The sequence below is a fragment of the Geothrix sp. genome (assembly GCF_030219325.1).
GTDB lineage: Bacteria > Acidobacteriota > Holophagae > Holophagales > Holophagaceae > Geothrix.
The window spans coordinates 597,891-616,130 of the sequence record NZ_CP126625.1 but is presented as its reverse complement, the minus strand read 5'-3'; the positions used below and the strand labels follow the sequence as shown (position 1 = coordinate 616,130).

The window sequence follows — 18,240 nt, the reverse complement described above, 5'->3', positions numbered from 1 at the left end:
AACCCTCCGGGTCGGTTAAGAAAAGGTCAGGCTTCCTGTCGTGTGAAGGGGATTATAGTCTTCCATCCCTTGAGACCCGCTCTCTTCCACCGTCACTCAGGGGATCACGCATGGAGCCGCCATGGCCTCGCCGCTGAACAAATTCCTGTCCGCCTTCGCCCTGATCGCCTTCCTTGCCTGTGGAGGAGGAGGTGGCTCCACCCCGCCGCCCCCGCCCACGCCGACCGTCAGCGGCCTCAGCCCCACCCATGCGAGTCCAGGCGCCGCGGTCACCCTCACCGGGACCAACTTCACCAACGTTACCGCCGTTTCCTTCAGTGGGCATGCGGCCTTCTCCTACTCGGTGGCGAGCAGCACCCAGATCGATGCCGTGGTGCCCGGCAATGCCACGACTGGAACCATCCAGGTCACGACGCTGAACGGCCAGGCCACCTCCCCCTCCTTCACGGTGGATGCCCCGCTGACCCCGACCATCACCACCTACGCGCCTTCCGCGCTTTCCATCGGGACCGTCGTCACCCTGACCGGCTCCCACTTCGTGGGTGCCACCGCCGTGCAGTTCAATGGCGTCAATGCCACCACCTTCACCGTGGACAGTGACACCCAGATCCGGGCCACGGCCCCCGCGGGTCTGACGGCAGGCACCATCACCGTGACCAGTGGCGGCGGCATGGCCACCAGCGCGGCCTACACCGTGAATCTCTCGGTCCAGGCCCAGGTGATGATGAACACGGGCTTCGAGGCGACCACCCCGATCATCTGGCAGGGCGACACGGCCATCATCCAGGGCGCCAGCGGCGCCAATGTGGTACCCCACAGCGGAACTCAATTCGCCTGGCTCGCAGGATACGCATCTGGAACCCCCCCTTTCGCAGACGAGATCACCCAAGACTTCTACATCCCAGCCACAGCCACGGCTGCCACGGTCACCTTTTACCTGAAGATCCTCACCAACCAGACTGGTTCTTCAGCAGTGGACACATTCATCGTCTCGGCACGAAACACTTCGGGCGTTCTGCTGACCGGCGGTACCCTCCTCACCAAATCCAACCTGGACGCATCGACCAGCTACGCACCCTTCAACGTCGACCTCCTTCCCTTCAAGGGTCAGGTGGTGCGCCTGGACTTCAAAGGCATCCAGCCCGGGATCACCTCCACCAGCTTCCTGCTGGATGACGTGACGGCCACCATCGCGGTCCCGAATGCCGCCGACCTCAAGCCGGTCATCACCAGCTTCACCCCCACCTCGGGCGTGGGCGGCGTGGACACCGTCACCATCTCGGGCCGGAACTTCTTCGGCCTCACGGCCGTCACCATCGGCGGCGCCAGCGCCGCCTACACCCTCACCGACGGCACCAACCTCTCGGCTCCGATTCCCGCCGGCGCGACCAACGGGCCCGCCCCCATCAGCATCTCCAACGCCCAGGGCACCGGCCTGTCCAGCACCAACTTCACCGTGTCCTATGGCGTTCCCACCGTCACCTCGGTCAGCCCGACCCAGGGCCCCGCGGGCACCATCGTGGTGATCGACGGCACCTACCTCGGCTACACCGGCACCACCATCACCCTGAACGGCACGCCCATCACCATCGCCACCCAGAGCACCACCCGTCTCACCTTCACGGTGCCCGCGGGCGCCACCTCCGGCAACCTGGTGGTCACCACGCCCGGCGGCGTGCAGACCCGCACCTTCACGGTCAATTCCGCGACCACCACCTTCGACCTGCACGTGGACAAGGTGCAGTTCACCCAGAGCAGCCAGACCCTGGCCAACACCGTGCCCATCGTGGCCGGCAAGAGTGGGTTGATCCGGGTCTTCGTGCTGGCCAACCAGGCCAACACGGCCACGCCCGCGGTCCGCATCACGCTGATGAACAACGGCGTGGTGGTGGCCGGTTATCCCAAGACCGTGACCGCCCCCGGGACCAGCGTCCCCCTGGTGGTGAATGAATCCAGCCTGGGCGCCAGCTGGAACCTGGCGGTGCCCGGCACGGACCTGACCACGCCCACCGGCGCCGGCTACAGCGTGCTGGCCGAAGTGGACCCCACGAACGCCGTGGTGGAAGCCGACGAGACCAACAACCAGACCACGGTCACCTTCACCAGCACCACGGTCCCCATCTTCAAGACCACCATCTTCCCCGTGGTGCTTGCCAGCGGCAACGGTAACATCTCGGCCGCCAACAAGGACGCCTGGGCCGCCCGGCTCGCCAAGATGTATCCCGTCGCCAGCGTGGACGTCCAGGTGGGGGCACCCTTCACTGGTTCTTTCTCGGCCCTGACCTCCGATGACAGTGACGGCAGCTGGAGCGGCACGCTCAACGACCTCACGACCAAACACCAGGCGGATGGGGCCAGTGATCGCTACTACTACGGGGCCCTCAACGTAAGCTATGCCAACGGAATCGCAGGCCTCGGCTGGGTTCCAAACACTCCAAGTAGTTCATTTAGCACCCGTACGGCCATCGGCTGGGACAAGACCACCGGCTACGCCGACGGCGGCCTCTTCCCCGAGGTCTTCGCCCACGAGACGGGCCATAACATGGGCCGCCAGCACAGCCCCTGCAACGGGGCCGGCAGTCCCGATCCCAACTACCCTTATGCCTCTGGTCTGATCGGCGTCTGGGGTTATGACAGCGTGAACAATGCGCTCCTCTCCCCTCTCACGATTCACGACATCATGGGGTACTGCCCCAATGTCTGGGTGAGCGACTACGTCTACCAGAAGATCCTGAACTTCCGCGGCGGCACCGGCGGCTTCCTCATGGTGGGCGCCGAGGATGCGCCCCTGCCCAAGGCCCAGGCCACGGCCCGGGAGTGCCTCATCGTCCGCGGCATCGTCCACGAGGATGGCAGGGTCCAGCTGCTGCCCTCCTTCCGCACCCGGGCCCTGCCCTCCGAACTCCCCGCCTCCGGCGACTTCACGCTGGAATGCCTGGACGCCAAGGGCGCCGCCGTATTCTCCACGCCGCTCGAGCTGATGGAAGTCGGCTGTGGTCCCAAGGAGCACATCCGCCACTTCGTCATGGCCCTGCCCCTGGACGCGGCCCTGCTGGATTCCCTGGCCGGGCTCCAGGTCGTCAAGGCCGGCCAGACCCTGGCCAGCCTGCGCTCGGTGACCGCCAATGCGCGGGTGATCGCGGCCACGCCTGAGGCCCAGCGGCTGTCCGCCGACAAGCTGCAGCTCACCTGGGACGCCACCGTCCACCCGGCCGCCCTGGTCCGGGATGCGGATACCGGCGAGGTCATCGCCATCCTCTCCGGCGGCCGTCAGATCATCCCGGCCACCGGCAAGCGCTTCGACCTGGTGCTCAGCGACGGGGTGGTCAGCCACACCCACCGCCTGGAACCCGCCAACTAGCCTCCTGGTTTTGTCCACCCAAGCGCCCGGCATGCCGGGCGTTTTTTGCGCGTGAGCGGATTCCACTAATGTGGGATACTGGAAGATCCTCTGTACCTAGGAGCGTGTCCGGGCAATCGATAGGGGCTGCATTGATGGCAAAGGGTTTCCAGGCAAGGAAGTGGGCGCAGGGCGGTGCAGGTACACCGTTCAAGCCCGCTGACGCAGCATGGGGGCCCTTTGCCATCAACCCTGCGGGCAGGGACGGCAGCCGTCGGGATGCTGCGTCAAGCTCCTCGACCTTGGGGCCACCAAGGCCTTCGTCGCTTTCCTGGCCTCCCTCGGCTGGCGCCCCTGTGCAGCCCCCACCCATTGCCTGGACACGCTCCTAGGTGCTCATGCCGCACACGCACTTCCAGCTTCTCTCGAACTGCTCGGATGAGCAGCTTCGAACCATCTGCGAGCGACGGCGCCTCCCCATCCCCATCCGCTGGGAGGACTGCGGCGAGGGGCGCATGCGCCTGCTCAAGACCATGGTCTTCCACCTGGAGGACCACAAGCGGCTGTCGGACAGCCTCGCCGACCTGGGCAGCGGCTCCCTGGTCGCGTTGAAGCACTTCGTCAGCGACGGGACCCCACCGGAACCCGCGGTGATCGAGATCCTGCGGGACCTGGGCCTGATCCTGCCGACCGGAGCCGGCTGGGCCGTGGCGGAGCGGGTGGCCGATGCCCTGGAGGATTTCGACGAGGGCGCGCTGAGCTTCCAGACCCCCACCGAGGTGAAGTTCAGGGCGGCCGAGCCCTTCCGCTTCTCCCTGGCCCTCACCACCGTCCTGCTGCGCTGCGTGGCGGGCCTGCGCGTGCTCAAGGGTGGCCTGCCCGCCAAGAAGGAGCTGGGCCAGCTCATGCAGCGCAACGCCATGCTCCAGGAGGAGCAGGACGCGACCCTGCTCTTCACCCTGCTGCATCGCCTGGGCCTGCTGTGGAACCGTGACGGCCGCGTGGAGACGCTGCTGCCCGCGGTCACCAGCCATCCGCCCCGCTGGGTGGCCGAGCGCGCCTTCGCCAGCCTGCTGGAACACGACCTCAAGGCCTGGGGCATGCCCCCGGCGGAGGACCGCCACTTCCTCATGCAGCACCTGCTGGAGCGCCGCGGCCAGTCCCTGGCGGTGCAGCCTTTCCTGGCCTTCCTCAAGACCCTGCATCCCCTCGACGAGGAGCGCACCCGCACGGTGTTCCTCCCCTTCCTGGGCCGCATGGGCATCATCCAGGCCGACGAGGGCTTCGCCCATCTCCGGCTCACCGAACACGGCGAGGCCCTGGCCCACGAGTACCTGCTGCGCGACCTCAAGGGCACGGCCGCCCACTGGCAGCCGCTGGAACTGGACCAGCCCATGATCATGCAGCCCACCCTGGAGCTGCTGACGCCGCTGTTGCAGAACCCCCACCGGCTGCTGCAGCTGGCCCAGCTGGCGGATGTCGAGTCGCTGGATGCCATGGGCAGCTTCCGGGTGAGCCACGCCACCCTGGTGCGGGCCCTGGACGCGGGCGTGCCCCTGGAGGAGCTGGGCCTCCGCCTGGGCGCCACCACCCAGACCCTGCCCCAGCCCCTGCTCCAGCTGCTGGAGGATCTCTCCCGCCGCGTGGGCGAGGTGGAGGTCCACCAGGGCGTGCGCCTCGTGCGGGCCCGGACGGCCCACCTGGCCGAGGAACTGAAACTGCGGCCCGAGCTGGCGCCCCTGAAGCTGGGCTCGCTGTCGGACACAGTGCTGGAAGTGCGCGGGGACGGCAACGCCCATGCCCTGCTCAAGCAGGCGGGCTTCATGCCCAAGCCCGGCCGCTTCCTGGCCCTCAGCGTGGACTCGGACGAAAAGCTCTACCTCTGGGCCCTGGCGGCCCTGGCCTTCGTGGATGAAAAGGGCATGAACCACCACCTGGAGCCCGTCCAGCAGATGGTGCGCTCGGCCCTCCAGAAGCTGCACGACGAGGACCCCGCCCTCTACCAGGAGGTGCAGCGGCGCATCCCCATGCTGCACCTGGGCGGCGAGGACCAGCTGGCCGAAGAAGTGCAGCGCATCCTCGAATACGCCGCGGGCCACACCCTCATGGTGGAGCTCACCTACCTGCCCCCGGCGGCCCACCGCACCCAGCTGCGGCGTGTGTCCCCCCGCACCATCCAGGAGGACCACCTGCTGGCCTTCTGCCACCTCCACCAGGAGGAGATGGCCTTCCGCCTCACCCGCATCCAGGGCGTGAAGCTGCTGAACGAGCGGGGCTGGACCCCGGCGAATCACAGCCAGGCGGGGTGATGTTCTCCGGGGGTTCCCCTCGCAGCGCATGCGCTACGAGGATCTAAGGGCGCGCTGCGCGCACACCCCCGGGCCCCCGCGACAAAGCCCGGCCAGGCCGGGCTTTGTCTTTCTTTTCTGTGACTGATGACTAGACCAATTCCTTCAGCCGCTTGTCGAGCACTTCGGCGAGTTTCTCGACCACTTCGCGGTTCTCGGTGCGCGAGATCTGGACTTCCTTCTCCAGCTTGCGCTCGGTCTGGAGGACGGACTTCTGGATCTGCGAAAGCATCCCCTTGATGTCGTCCAGGTCGTTGAGCAGGGAGTTCAGCCGGGGATCGGGGGGACGGCTGTTGCCGAAGACGCCGATCCCGGCCAACACCGTGGCGAAGGCGGAAAGCAGGAGGATCAGGAGGAGCAGCGGATTGCTGGCCATGGGCACACCTTGCCTCTGACGTTGCCAGGACCGTGCCGACTACTGGGGCTTCTGTTTCACCCGCTGGTAGTCGTCGCCCATCACCTTGAGGGGCTTCTCCACGGGGATCACCAGGTAGGGTTCTGCCTTCCGGCCTCCCTTCCGTGAAGCCAACTGCAACTCCTGCTGAACTTGCTCCTTGGCCTGGCGTTCCTTGGCCACTTCGGAGGCATGGACGGCGGCGAGCTGGGTCAGTTCCTGTTCCTGCCGCTGGGCGTGGGCAGCGAGGTCATCGGCCCGGTGCTTCTGCTGGAAACCCCAGGTCCCCAGTCCGGCCAGGGCCGCCAGCAGGGGCAGGGCCGCGGCGGCCAGGAGTCCCCAGGTGGGGCGTTTGCGCTGGGTGCGGCTGCGGCGCTGGGCCTCCCGCCGCAGATCATCGGCCAGGGCAGTGAGTTCCGCCGTCGGCTCCGAGGGCCGGAGGGCCGTCACGGGCCCCAGACCCAGCAGGTCGCGGAGCTCGGCTCGAAGCTGGACATCCTCTGCGGGTTCGAACCGCCGGGCGGGATCAGACCAGGGCATGCAGGCCTCCTGAAGGATTGAGCTGATCTTTGAGCTGGGCCTTGGCCCGGTGGATGCGGGTCTTCACGGTGGCCTCGGGGATGCCGAGGATGTCCGCGATCTCCCGGATGGAGAGACCTTCCACCACGAAGAGCCACAGGGCCTCGCGGAAGGTCGGCGAGAGCGCTCGCATGCGCTCCCGCACCTCCTGGTTGAGCACCTGGTCGTCGGCCCCCCCGGCGAGGCCGGGCTCGGTGACGGATTCCAGGCTGAGGTTCTGGTTCTTCATGGGGCGGCGCTCGGTGAGGGACAGGGTTCGCACGGTGCCATACAGGAAGGCAGTGGGATGTTCCACCCGCTCCTCGCGCTGCATGAGGATGACGAAGGCCTCCTGGGCAATGTCCTCCGGGAAGGTGGCCCCGTAACGGCGTGAGTAGCTCACGAGCCTTGGATAAAGCTCGGCGAAGGCGGCATGAAAGGCCTCCTGCGTGCCGAACGGGGTTTCCATGGGGGACTGCGACATGCATGAGCTCCGACGCCTTAGGATGCCAGGAACCTCTGGTAGGTTCCGGCTACGCTGGAAAGGTGACGGACCATCCGCTTCAAGCCTGGCGCGACACCCTCGAGGAATTGGGGGTGATGGGCTTGGTGCGCGAGCCCGTCCAGGTCGCCCCCGTCGTCGCCACCGATCCGCCCCCGACGCGCCAACCTGCAGTTCGCCCCGCACCGGCCCCCGCACCCCGCCCCGCCGCGGCCTATGCCCCCCCCACGGACCCCATCGGTTGTCCGACCGCCCAGGCCGTGGCCGGCGCCACCAGCCTCCAGGAGCTGCAGCTTGCCATCCAGGGCTGCCTGGCCTGCCCCCTGGGTCCGGGCCGCCTGAAGTTCGTCTTCGGCGAAGGGGATCCCCTGGCCCGGCTCATGTTCGTGGGCGAGGGCCCCGGCCGGGACGAGGACCTCCAGGGCCGGCCCTTCGTGGGCAAGGCCGGGGAGCTGCTGGACAAGATGATCGGCGCCATCGGCCTGAAGCGGGAAGACGTCTACATCGGAAATATCGTGAAATGCAGACCCCCCGACAACCGCACCCCGACCCCTGAGGAGGCCCGTGCCTGCCTGGGCTACCTGCACCGCCAGATCGAGCTGATCCGGCCGACCGTGATCGTCACCCTGGGCGCCACCCCGCTGCGCGAGCTGGTGGGTGTCAGCGAGGGCATCACGCGGGTGCGCGGCCAGTGGAAGCGCGTGGTGGTCGGCAATCGCGAGATCCCCGTCATGCCCACCTTCCATCCGGCCTACGTGCTGCGCCAGTACACGCAGGACGTGCGACGCGCCGTGTGGGAGGACCTCAAGGCGGCGAAGGAGTGGGTGGACAAGGCCCAGGAAGGCTGATCGCCGACCTGTGTCATGCTAGGCGCAGGTTTTCGAGGGCCGCCCATGCGTCTGGTCAATGTGTTCTTCATCGTGCTGCTGCTGCTGGTCCTGATGGTGCTGGGCAACCTGTACCTCACGAACCACGAGCTGCTGGTGCGCGAGGTGGTCGTCTTCGGCGAAAGCATCAAGCTGCAGAGCGTCATCCTCATCACGTTCCTGCTCGGATTCCTGCTCAACGTCCTCTACACCGGCATCATGGAAGTCATCCGCCTGGTGCGCGGGCTCAACGATTCCGCCGACACGCGCCTGGTGAAGCGCATCTCGGAGCGCATGCAGGACGCCCGTGACCTCGTGGCCCACGGGCTGCCCCGCGAGGCCAAGGAGATCCTGGAGACCATCCTCGAGCAGCGCAAGGAGCACATCCCCGCGCGGATCCTGCTGGGAGAGATCCTCATCAAGACCGGCAGTGCCGATGAGGCCGTGAAGCTCTTCCAGACCCTCTGCGACGAGGTGCCCGACCAGGTCGAGGGCCGCTACCAGCTGGCCGAGGCCCTCATGGCGGTCCGGAACCCCGAGGCCTCCGTGGCCGTGCTCAAGAAGCTGGCCGCCGACCACCCCAAGAAGGCGCTCCGCGCCTGGCGACGCCTGCGGGCCATCCACATGGAGGCCCAGCGCTGGGAGGAGGCGGCCGAGGCCCACAAGAAGCTGCTGTCCCACTTCGCCGCCGAGCTCACCCAGGCCGAGAAGGCTCAGGGTTCGGCCCTGGCCTACCAGATCGGCATGGCCAAGGTCGACGCGGATCAGTTCAAGGATGCCGCCCAGATCTTCCAGCAGGTGATCAAGGATGAGCCCGACTTCGTGCCGGCCTACCTCAGCCTGGGCCGCTGCATGATCCTCCAGGACCAGGAGGCCCAGGGCCTGGAGATCCTCATCGAGGGCTTCCGCAAGACCGGGGAGGGCACCTTCCTGCAGGAGCTCGAGGACTACTTCATCCAGCTGGGCCGCCCCGAGGACGGCCTCGCCCTGATGCGGCGACTCGCGGCCACCTCCAAGCACGCCACCACCGCCAAGTTCTTCCTGGGCAAGATGCTCTACCGCCTGGAGATCCTGGACGAGGCCCTGGACCTGTTCCAGGAGGTCCGCAGCCAGGTGGTCTACAGCCCCATCCTCTTCTTCTTCATGGCCAAGATCCACAGCCGCCGGGCCCGCCTGGACGCGGCCCTGAACGAGTACCGCCAGCTGCTCCGCAACCTGGGGATCCTCAAGCTGCGCTACGAGTGCGCGGTGTGCAACCAGCGCACCCAGGACTTCGCCGATCGCTGCGAGAATTGCGGAAGCTGGAACAGCAACCACTTCATGTTCAAGGAAAGCGACCTGCCCGAAGGCCCCATCCGGAATGAGAGTGGCTCGTGGATGGCGATGCTCTGACGGGTCAAACATGGCGCTGCGATGCAGCGTCATGTTTGGGCACCCGTCGAGCAGAGCATCACAACGAGGTTGGCCACCATCCTGGATCATCAAAAAGGGCGCCCATGGCGCCCTTTTTGCAGTTATGACTCAATTAACAAATGGCATGAAACGCTACGCAATGGCCTGTCGAATATCGAACAGGAGACGCTTGAGCTCCAGCTCGGACAGCTGGAGGGGCACCTGCTGCTTGACCTCGTCCTTGCGGTAGAAGGCGATGCGCTTCACCACGATCTTGTTCTTGCCGATGCTGATCTCGTTGAACTGGATCTGGGTGTCGTCCTTGTAGGGCGGCAGGCTGCGGAGCTGGATGTACATCCCCCGCCGGTCGTGGTCCACGATCTCGAGGCGCTCCTTCAGGTAGTCCACCTGCTCGGAGAGCTTTTCCGCCTTGGTCTTCAGCTTGGCGAAGCTGAGCTTCTTGGGCACGTGGCGCTCGAGCACCATCTCGCCCAGCTGCACCCCGCCTTCGGCCCGGCGCAGGAAGCCATCCAGCGTCCCGTCCAGTTCGATGTCCGTCTGATGGAAGGTCTCGAAACCCTGGAACTCCCCGGGGAGAACCGAGTCGTCGTAGCGCTTGGCTTTGCGGGAGAGCTTCATGGACCACCTCAGGAAGGGCTGAATCTCTCAGAGCCAGAGCCGTGCCAGGAATTTTCTACCCTGGTCGAAAAGGCACAGCTCTTGAATTACCAGCACTTCCCCCCTGGGCTTGCCCAGCGGGTCCTGCCCAGAGCCCCCGACTCGGCGGTACCTTCCTGTCCAGTAATGGTCGGGCAGGATCGAGCCTGTTCGAATCCGAACAGGCTTCAGGCCCGGTTCGCCTCGGGCCACCGTTTGCGGTAGATCATGCGCTCCAGCGCCCGGCTGTAGGGGCTCCAGGAACCGCCGCCAGCCTCATCCTGCACCGCCCGGAACATGGCTTCCAGCTTTCCGTCCAGGTCGTCCAGATAGTGGACCAGGAGGGCCTCGGGGGTCTTCGGCAGCACCGGTGAGCCGAACTCCAGGCGCCCGTGGTGGCTCAGGACGATGTGCAGGATCTGCATCCGCAGCTCTTCGGGAAACCCGGGGATCTTGCCCACTGCGCGGCTGATCCAGTCGGCCTCCAGGGCAATGTGGCCCAGCAGGTTGCCGGCATCGGTGTACCCGAAGCTGCGCTGATAGCTCAGCTCGGCCGTCTTCCCCACGTCATGGAGGAAGACGCCGGCCACCACCAGGTCGCGGTTCAGCGCCCGGTAGTGGGCGCAGGCCCGTTCCGCCATGCCCAGGATCGAGAGGGTGTGCTCCAGCAGCCCCCCGAGGTAGGCGTGGTGCATGGACTTGGCCGCGGGCGCCAGGGCGAAGGCAGCGCGGAGGTCGCCATCCTCCACGAACAGCGCCGTCAGCAGCTGTCGGATCCAGGGATCGCGGACCGAGGCGATGACCCCGTCCAGCTCCGCCAGCATCTCGGGCACGGGCCGGGCGCTCACGGGGAAGAAGGCCGAGAAGTCGCCCACCTCCGCGTCCGCGGCGAACCGGGCCTTGTCCAGCTTCATCTGGAGGCGTCCGTTGTAGCTCGTGACCGTGCCCTTCACCCGCAGGAAGGCATCGGCCCGAATGGCCTCCATGTCGCCCTCGATGGCCCGGACGTCCCAGAGGAAAGCCTTCAGGTCGCCGGAGGCGTCGGCCAGCTTCAGCTCCAGGTACTCGCTGCCCTTGGTGCTGACCTTGTAGGCGGCCTCCTGGGCCAGGAGGAAGCCCTGGAACGAGTCGCCCTCCTTCAGGCTGCGGATGGGGGGCTGGTCGGGCATCAGGGCTCCATGCGTCGCGCCAGGATGGGCCCTGGGGTGCGACAACGATTGTCTAGTGATTCCGGGGCGCCTTGGGCGGAGCCGCGAAGGGATCCTCGTCGCCGAAACCCAGGTCCAGGGGAATCCGCTTGTCTTCCAGTACCTCGAAGAGCGACCACTGATCCGCCTTCTTCACGTTGCCCTCGGGCAGGGAGAGCACGCGGACCTTGAGCACGCGGTTGTAGAGCGGGAACTCCAGCTCGTCCTCGGCCTTCACGTCCTGGCTGGCCTTCCGGGGCACCCCGTTCACCCGCACCATCCCCTCGTCGCAGAGCTGGTTGGCCAGCTCCCGCCGCTTGATGAGCAGGCTCTTCTTGAGGAAGGCGTCGAGACGCACGGCATCACCCCTTCAGGATCTGTTCCTTGGGCACCAGGTAGCGGATGTTGGCGCGCATCCGGAGGTTGGCCAGGTACTGTTCCATGGCGTTCTGGGCCTTGGGCTCCTGGAGCTTCTCCAGGATCTTGGGCTTCACCTCGGCGAAGGCCTTCACCGGGGCGTCCTCCAGGGCGATGAGCTGGATCAGGTAGAGGTCCTTGTCCGTCTCGATGGGCGCCGAGACCTGCTCCGGCTTGAGCTTCACGGCCGCCTCCTCGATGCTGGCGCGGAGGAAGCCCTTGTTCATCCAGCCCAGATCGCCGCCCGTGGCCTTGCTGGGGCTGGTGGAGTGCAGGCGGGCCAGTTCCTCGAAGGCCTTGCCGCCCTTGAGTTCGGCCTGGATGGCCTCCAGCTTCTTCCGGGCCTCGGTCTGCTCCTCGACGGTGGCGCCCTTGGCGAGCACCAGCTCGCGGATGCGGAAGCGGCTGGGCATCCGGTACTCGTCCTTGTGGTCCTCGTAGTAGGCCCGCAGCTCGTTGTCCTCCACGGCGACCTTGGAGAACACCTCGCGCTGGAGCACGAACTGCTGGATGGCCTGCTGCTTCTGGCGCTTCATGAACTCCGGGAGCCCGATGCCGAGGCTGCCCTTGAGGGCCCGCTCCAGGTCGGCGTCCGTGGCGAAGTTGTTCTCCTTCTTGATGCCGTCGATGCTGGCCCGGACGTATTCGTCGGAGACCGGGGAACCCAGCTCGGCACCCTTGTCCTCCAGCAGGAAGGCATCCACCAGGCCCTGGAGGGTCTTTTCCCGGGCGTCGGCCAGCTTCTCGTCCAGCTCCTTGCCGGAGAACTGGCGGTAGAGCGCGGCGTGCTGCTGCTCCACGGCCTGGGTCAGGCCGCGCCGCGTGATGATGTGCTTGTTCACGACCACGAGGATCTCCTCGCGGACATCGGGCTTGGTCTCGGCCACCAGCATGGGGGCGGCCAGGAGGAGCGCCAGCGCGGACGCGACCGCCTTCACTGGGCACCTGCCTTGCCGGCTTCGACGGCCTTCGGCGCCTCGGGCGCCTTGGGCGCGGCCGACTTGACCACCTCGAAGGGGATCTCCTTGCGCAGGCTATCCATCAGCTCGTTCCAGACGGTGGCCTGGCGCTCCTGCTGGGCCATCTTCTCCGCGGGCTGCTTGGCCTCTTCGAAGGGGACCTGGCGGGCGGGCTTCCGCGCCTCGACCTTGACCAGGTGGTAGCCGTACTGGGTCTTCACCGGAGCGCCCACCTTGCCAACGGGCTGAGTGCGGGCGGCGGCGCCGAACTCGGGCACCCAGGCCGAGGGATCCGCGTCGGCGTAGAGCCCGCCGCTCTCCTTGCTGCCGGGATCGTCCGTGTACTTCCTGGCCAGGTCCTCGAACTTGGCGCCCTTCTTGAGCTCAGCCTGGATCTTCGCGATGCGCTTCTTCGCGTCCGCGTCGCTCAGGCCCGGCTGGTCCTCGCCCTGCTTCACGGACACCAGGATGTGGCGCACCGAGACCAGGTCCGGCTGCTTGAAGCGCTCCGGGTGCTTGTCGTAGTAGGTCTTCACGTCGGCCTCGGCCACGACCAGCTTCTTCTGCAGGGCCTCGCCCTCCTTGGCCAGGTACTCACGGGCCAGCAGGTCGTCCTTGGTGCGGTCCAGGGCCCGCAGGTAGCCGGGCGTCTTGTCCAGCTCCATCCGCTTGGCCTTCACGGAGAGCAGCTTGCTCTCGGCCATGCGCTTGACGAACTCCTCCTTGCCGCCCTGGATCATGAGGATCTGCATCTGCTCCTGCTGGCCCAGCAGGCGGAAGGCGGCCTGGAAGTCCGCCTCGGTGATGGCCTCGCCCCCCACCCTGGCGAGCACGACCTCCTCGGGCTTGGGGGCGGGAGCCGGCGCCACGACGGGCGCAGGGGCCGGTGCCGGGGCGGGGACCTTGGCGGGTTCCTGGGCGACGACACCGAGGGCGAGAAGGGAGATCAGGGAGGCACGGAGCATGGATTTCCTTGATGCGGGGCGCTAGCGGCGCCGTCCGCCGAGAAGGTTCATCAGCGAGATGAAGATGTTGTAGAGGCTCACGAAGAGGGACAGGGCAAAGCCGGCGGGATCGCCGAAGTCATTGGTGCGGAGCATGGCCGAGGTGTCCCAGAGCAGCTTCGCCGAGCAGGCGATGACGGCCACGCCGGAGATGACGAGGCTGAAGGTCTGCAGGTGGAAGATCATGGCGGCAAGGCTGCCAAAGAACATGACCGCGATGCCGACGATGACGAAGTTACGGAGGAAGCTGAAGTCCTTCTTCGTAACGAAGGCCGTAATGGTCAGGGTCATGAACACCACTCCCGTGAGGCCAAAGGCCAGAAACACCGGGGTGAAGCCAGCGCCCGAGGCGATCACCAGGGCCACGATGCCCGCGATGACACCGGAGGTGAAGGTGAACAGGCCATAGGCAAGCTTGTTCAGCGGCGCCCGACGACGAACCGAGGAGGCAAACATCAAGGTTCCGAACTGGGCACCAAACAGGACCCAACCCAGGTATTGACCCACCACCGGCACGAGGGCCCGGGCCACGAATGGGGCACTGACGGCCCCCAGGGCCGCCACGGCGAATCCGCCCATGAGCCACAGGTAGACGCTTCGGACAAAATCGACCCGGGACCTGGTCCCTTCGGAAGCTCCCTGCCACGACCGCTGGAATTCCATGCCACGCTCCAAGGGAGATCCGGACGCGGATCCCCCTCAGATCCTAACATTCCCCCACCCTATCCCTGCCGTGAGCCACCCCGAGGTTCCGTGATCCCCCCGTCCTGGCAAGCCCGCCTGCAGCAGTCGGCCGAGGCCCGGCGGGCCCTGGGCCGGGACCGGGCCATCCACCCGGCCGCCGGGGTGGATGTCTGCTCAAACGACTACCTGGGCCTGCGGCGGGATCCCCGCCTGGCCGAGGCCGCCGCCCGGGCCGCCCGGGAGCATGGGGCCGGGGCCGGGGCGGCCCGGCTCCTGCGGGGCACCTGCGGCCTCCACGACGAGCTCGAGGCGACCCTGGCCCGATGGAAGGGCACCGGGGCCTGCCTGCTCTTCAACACGGGCTACCAGGCCAACGCCACCCTCATCCCCGCCCTGGTGGGCCAGGGTGACGCAGTGTTCTCCGATGCCCTCAACCACGCCTCCCTGGTGGACGGCTGCCGCATGGCCCGAGCGAACGGGGCCCAGGTCGGCATCTACCGGCACCTCGACCTCGGGGACCTGGCCTCGCAGCTGGCGGCCTGGCGGGCCGGGGCCCCGGCCGAGGCCCTGGCCCTGGTGGTCACGGATGCGGTGTTCAGCATGGATGGCGATGCCGCTGACCTGCCGGCCCTGCTCACCTTGTGCGAACGGCATGGGGCCCTGCTGCTCATCGACGAGGCCCACGCCACGGGCCTGCTGGGTGCCGATGGCGCCGGCCTGGCCCAGCTGCAGGGGGTCCACGGGCGGGTGCCCCTGGTGATGGGGACCCTCGGGAAGGCCCTCGGGAGCTTCGGCGCCTTCGTCTGCTGCGACTCGGCGCTCCGGGACCACCTGCTGAACGGTGCGCGGGGCTTCATTTTCTCGACCGCCCTGCCGCCCCCGGTTGTGGGCGCGGCCCTGGAGGGGATTCGCCTGGCCCGGGCCGAACCGTGGCGACGGGAGCGCGCCCTGGCCCTGGCGGACCGCCTGCGGGAAGCCCTGGGGCAGCCCCGCCAGCCCTCGGCCATCGTTCCCGTTCCGGTGGGTGCCGACGCCGACGCCGTCCGCCTGGCCCAGGCCCTGCAGGACCAGGGTTTCGACGTGCGGGCCGTGCGGCCCCCCACGGTCCCGGAGGGCTCGGCCCGTCTGCGCATCACCACCGGGGCGCACCTGTCCGACGCGGAGGTGGCCGCCCTGGCCGCAGCCCTGCAGGAGAAGGTAAAAAGGGCCTAGGCCTCCAGCGCCCGCCGCAGCGCCTTCAGGAGGTCATCCCGGAGGAAGGGCTTCTGGACGAAGGCCGCCAGCCCCTTGCCCAGGAAGTCCTGGATGGCCTCCTGCTCGTTGTAGCCGCTGGTGAGCACCACCCGGCAGCCGGGGTCCAGGCGGCGCAGCTCGCGGAAGGTCTCCAGGCCATCCATGTGGGGCATGGTCAGGTCCATGAGGACGGCGCAGATCCGCCCGGACGCCTCCCGGAAGCGGGCCAGGGCCTGGACCCCGTCCTCCGCGGTGACCACCTCGAATCCCATGGAGCGGACCATGTCCCTGGCCACGAGGCGCACGGCCTCCTCATCGTCCACCACCAGGATGGTCCCGCTGCCCGTCCAGGCCTCTCCTTCGGCGTCATTCCCGGTCTCGCGGACGAGCCCATCCCCCGCCGGGAAGATCACCTTGAAGGTGGTGCCCTTCCCCACCTCGCTGTAGACGCGGATCCCGCCGCGGTGCCCGCGCACGATGCCCTGCATGGCGGAGAGACCCAGGCCGCGACCCGTGAACTTGGTGGTGAAGAAGGGCTCGAAGATCCTCGCCTGGACTTCCGGGGTCATGCCCTGGCCCGTGTCCGAGACTTCGAGGGTGAGGAACGGGCCGGGCTCCATGGGCTGCCCGGGGAAATCCCGTTCCAGGTCCGGTCCGCCATAAGTCTGCAGCCCGGTCCGGATGGACACGATGCCTTCCGCCTCCCCGATGGCCTCCGCCGCATTGGTGACCAGGTTCATCACCACCTGCTGGATCTGGGAGGCCTCCCCGATGACGGTGGGCAGGTTCTCCTGCAGCTGGAAGCGGATCGCCACTTTCTTCGAGGTGGAGACGCTCAGCAGGTGCGAGAGCTCCTGCACCGCCTGGTTCAGGTCCAGGGGGCCCACCACGAAGCGCCCCTTGCCGGAATAGGCCAGCATCTGGCGGGTGAGGTTGGTGGCCCGCTGCACGGCCCGCTCCATGTTCTCCAGGTAGGGCCAGGCCGGGGCGACCTTCGGCATGCAGAGCTGGGCCAGGCTGATGTTCCCCAGGATCGCCGTGAGCAGGTTGTTGAAGTCATGGGCGATGCCGCCGGCCAGGATGCCGAGGCTCTCCAGCTTCTGGCTCTGCAGCTGCGCCTGCTCCTGGCGCCGCCGCTCCGTGATGTCCGTGATCACGCCGAGCACGCTCAGCAGCTGGCCATCCTCATCCATCACGGGGGTGCCCGTCACGATGGTCCAGAGTTCCCCCCCATCCTGGCGGCGGAACCGGAAGTCGTGCTGGATGCCGTGCCCGTCCCGGCGATCCGTCAGGTTCCGTTTCGCCTGGGCGACATCGACCTCCGTCATGAACTCGAACAGGGACCGGCCCACCATGTCGGCGGGGGCGTAGCCCAGCATCTCGGCCATCCGGCGATTCACGAAGGTGGTCAGGCCCTGGCCATCCAGGACCCACAGCCCCTCGCCCATGACCTCGATGAGGTGCCGGAACCGCGCCTCGCTTTCGCGCAGGGCCTGGGCATCGAGGCGGTGGCTTTCCATCTCCTGGGCCAGTTCCTGGGTGCGGGACTCCACCTGGGTGCGGATGTCCGCCTCGCTGGCCAGGAGCGTCCGCACGTAACCCGCCAGCAGGGACGAGAAGGCCAGGCCGGCCACCAGGACCGCCCAGGCGCGCCAGGACGTGCCCAGGGCGAAGTGCCCACCAACCGGAGTGACGGTCACCAGCCAGTTGCGGCCAGCCAGGGAGAAGGCCCTGGAGAGTCGCAGCCCATCCTCCCGGGTCGGCCCAACCGGCGGCAGCGGGGAGGTCTCCTCGTGCAGGAGGGACTCCGGGGCCGGGGCGCTGGCATCGAACAGCCTGAGGGCGACCCCCTGGGGCTCGAGGAAGGTCATGGATTTCTGGACCAGGTCCCCCATGCGGAAGACGCCCTGGACCACCCCCAGTGGCTGGCCATCCTTGCCGCGCACGGGGATCATCACCAGGACGCCGGACTGGTCGCCCGTCTCCTGGATGAGCCGGATCCGGCCACTGGCGGCAAGGGAGTCCGTGCGGAGGGCCCGGGCCAGGGCCTCCTGGCGCGTGGCCAGGGCCTGGGCCACATAGCCGAGGGTGACCTCGTTGCCCCGGAAGGGGGCTACGAAGTGGATGCCGTAAAACGAGGCCCCCGATGGCAGTTCCATGCTGTTGCCGGCGGCATCCCGCTCGAAGAACCGGAACCCGGGGTGGAGGCGGCGGGCCTCGGCCTCCAGGGCGGCCCGGTTCTGCGGGGTCACCTTCGGCAGCCATTGGAAAGCTTGGATGTAGGGGTGACGGGCCAGCAGGGGGGCCAGGAAGTCGTCGAAGTCCTTCCGCGTGACCTCATCGCTGGCCTGGAAGAAGCTGCGGAGGACCGCGACATCCTCGAAGCCATGCTGCAGGCCCTGGATCACGCTCTCGGTGCGGTCCCGGGCCGCGGCGTGGAACGCCGCCTCCACCTGCCGGCGGTTCGCCTCCTGGGCGGAGAAGAAGCCCAGGGTGGAGAGGGCGATCCCGACCAGGAGCACCCCCAGGATGCCCAGGCGGCCCCGAAACGGGAGGTGGGATGGGGGTGTGGTCAACAGATGCCTCGGGACGGCCCTGGGTGCGCGGCGCGCGGTGCGAACCGTGGAGTTCCCAGGGGGAAGCGCGGGATCCCATTTCATCGACACGGGAGCCCTCGGGCCTTACCTGTGGGAGAATTC

General features: G+C 67.6%; 15 protein-coding genes. 5 read left to right on the top strand and 10 right to left on the bottom strand.

The genetic code is table 11. The features are described from left to right. Nucleotides 1-121 precede the first annotated feature (121 nt). Nucleotides 122-3,361, top strand: coding sequence for an IPT/TIG domain-containing protein (locus QOZ81_RS02700; RefSeq protein ID WP_291201986.1), 3,240 nt, complete (start codon nt 122-124; stop codon nt 3,359-3,361). Between the two features lie 377 nt (nt 3,362-3,738). Beyond that, on the top strand, nt 3,739-5,649 hold the full coding sequence (locus QOZ81_RS02695) for a helicase-associated domain-containing protein (protein ID WP_291201989.1): 1,911 nt from the start codon (nt 3,739-3,741) through the stop codon (nt 5,647-5,649). A 130-nt stretch (nt 5,650-5,779) separates the two neighbouring features. Here the strand turns inward: QOZ81_RS02695 and QOZ81_RS02690 are convergent, their stop codons facing one another. The 3 genes from QOZ81_RS02690 to QOZ81_RS02680 are packed head-to-tail and all read right to left on the bottom strand — an operon-like array spanning nt 5,780 to nt 7,124. Then, on the bottom strand, nt 5,780-6,064 hold the full coding sequence (locus tag QOZ81_RS02690; RefSeq protein WP_291201992.1) for a hypothetical protein: 285 nt from the start codon (nt 6,062-6,064) through the stop codon (nt 5,780-5,782). Between the two features lie 39 nt (nt 6,065-6,103). Beyond that, a complete protein-coding gene (locus tag QOZ81_RS02685) occupies nt 6,104-6,622 on the bottom strand; it encodes a hypothetical protein (RefSeq protein WP_291201995.1) in 519 nt (172 codons plus the stop codon). Then, nucleotides 6,609-7,124, bottom strand: a complete 516-nt coding sequence (locus QOZ81_RS02680) for an RNA polymerase sigma factor (RefSeq protein ID WP_291201998.1) — start codon at nt 7,122-7,124, stop codon at nt 6,609-6,611. The genes QOZ81_RS02685 and QOZ81_RS02680 overlap by 14 nt, the downstream gene beginning before the upstream one ends. A gap of 62 nt (nt 7,125-7,186) precedes the next feature. Here QOZ81_RS02680 and QOZ81_RS02675 point away from each other — a divergent pair, with 62 nt between their 5' ends. Both QOZ81_RS02675 and QOZ81_RS02670 read left to right on the top strand, forming a co-directional pair. Beyond that, nucleotides 7,187-7,990, top strand: coding sequence for a uracil-DNA glycosylase (locus tag QOZ81_RS02675; protein WP_300715336.1), 804 nt, complete (start codon nt 7,187-7,189; stop codon nt 7,988-7,990). A gap of 45 nt (nt 7,991-8,035) precedes the next feature. Further along, entirely contained in the window at nt 8,036-9,400 is a 1,365-nt protein-coding gene (locus QOZ81_RS02670; protein ID WP_291202004.1) for a tetratricopeptide repeat protein, read from the top strand. A gap of 153 nt (nt 9,401-9,553) precedes the next feature. Here QOZ81_RS02670 and QOZ81_RS02665 read toward each other — a convergent pair whose 3' ends face one another. The 6 genes from QOZ81_RS02665 to QOZ81_RS02640 form a co-directional block, all read right to left on the bottom strand. Beyond that, nucleotides 9,554-10,039 carry a hypothetical protein gene (locus QOZ81_RS02665; RefSeq protein WP_291202006.1) on the bottom strand — a complete coding sequence of 162 codons (486 nt, stop codon included), beginning with the start codon at nt 10,037-10,039 and terminating at the stop codon, nt 9,554-9,556. Between the two features lie 206 nt (nt 10,040-10,245). Continuing rightward, nucleotides 10,246-11,226: a 3'-5' exoribonuclease YhaM family protein gene (locus QOZ81_RS02660; protein WP_291202009.1), complete on the bottom strand. Its 981-nt coding sequence runs from the start codon at nt 11,224-11,226 to the stop codon at nt 10,246-10,248. Between the two features lie 52 nt (nt 11,227-11,278). After that, complete coding sequence (locus QOZ81_RS02655; RefSeq protein WP_291202011.1) at nt 11,279-11,602, bottom strand: RNA-binding S4 domain-containing protein; 324 nt, start codon at nt 11,600-11,602, stop codon at nt 11,279-11,281. Between the two features lie 4 nt (nt 11,603-11,606). Then, the gene (locus QOZ81_RS02650; RefSeq protein WP_291202014.1) at nt 11,607-12,599 is read right to left on the bottom strand and encodes a peptidylprolyl isomerase; all 993 of its coding nucleotides are present in this window, start codon (nt 12,597-12,599) and stop codon (nt 11,607-11,609) included. After that, nucleotides 12,596-13,585 carry a peptidylprolyl isomerase gene (locus tag QOZ81_RS02645; protein ID WP_291202018.1) on the bottom strand — a complete coding sequence of 330 codons (990 nt, stop codon included), beginning with the start codon at nt 13,583-13,585 and terminating at the stop codon, nt 12,596-12,598. Before QOZ81_RS02645 ends, QOZ81_RS02650 begins: the two co-directional genes overlap by 4 nt. Before the next feature lie 21 nt (nt 13,586-13,606). Continuing rightward, nucleotides 13,607-14,287 (bottom strand): Bax inhibitor-1/YccA family protein, encoded by a 681-nt coding sequence (locus tag QOZ81_RS02640; protein WP_291202021.1) that lies wholly within the window; start codon nt 14,285-14,287, stop codon nt 13,607-13,609. A 90-nt stretch (nt 14,288-14,377) separates the two neighbouring features. Between QOZ81_RS02640 and QOZ81_RS02635 the strand changes: the two genes are divergently transcribed. After that, nucleotides 14,378-15,520 carry an aminotransferase class I/II-fold pyridoxal phosphate-dependent enzyme gene (locus QOZ81_RS02635; RefSeq protein WP_291202024.1) on the top strand — a complete coding sequence of 381 codons (1,143 nt, stop codon included), beginning with the start codon at nt 14,378-14,380 and terminating at the stop codon, nt 15,518-15,520. Here QOZ81_RS02635 and QOZ81_RS02630 read toward each other — a convergent pair. Further along, nucleotides 15,517-18,117 (bottom strand): CHASE domain-containing protein, encoded by a 2,601-nt coding sequence (locus QOZ81_RS02630; protein WP_291202027.1) that lies wholly within the window; start codon nt 18,115-18,117, stop codon nt 15,517-15,519. The genes QOZ81_RS02635 and QOZ81_RS02630 overlap by 4 nt on opposite strands. Nucleotides 18,118-18,240 lie beyond the last annotated feature (123 nt).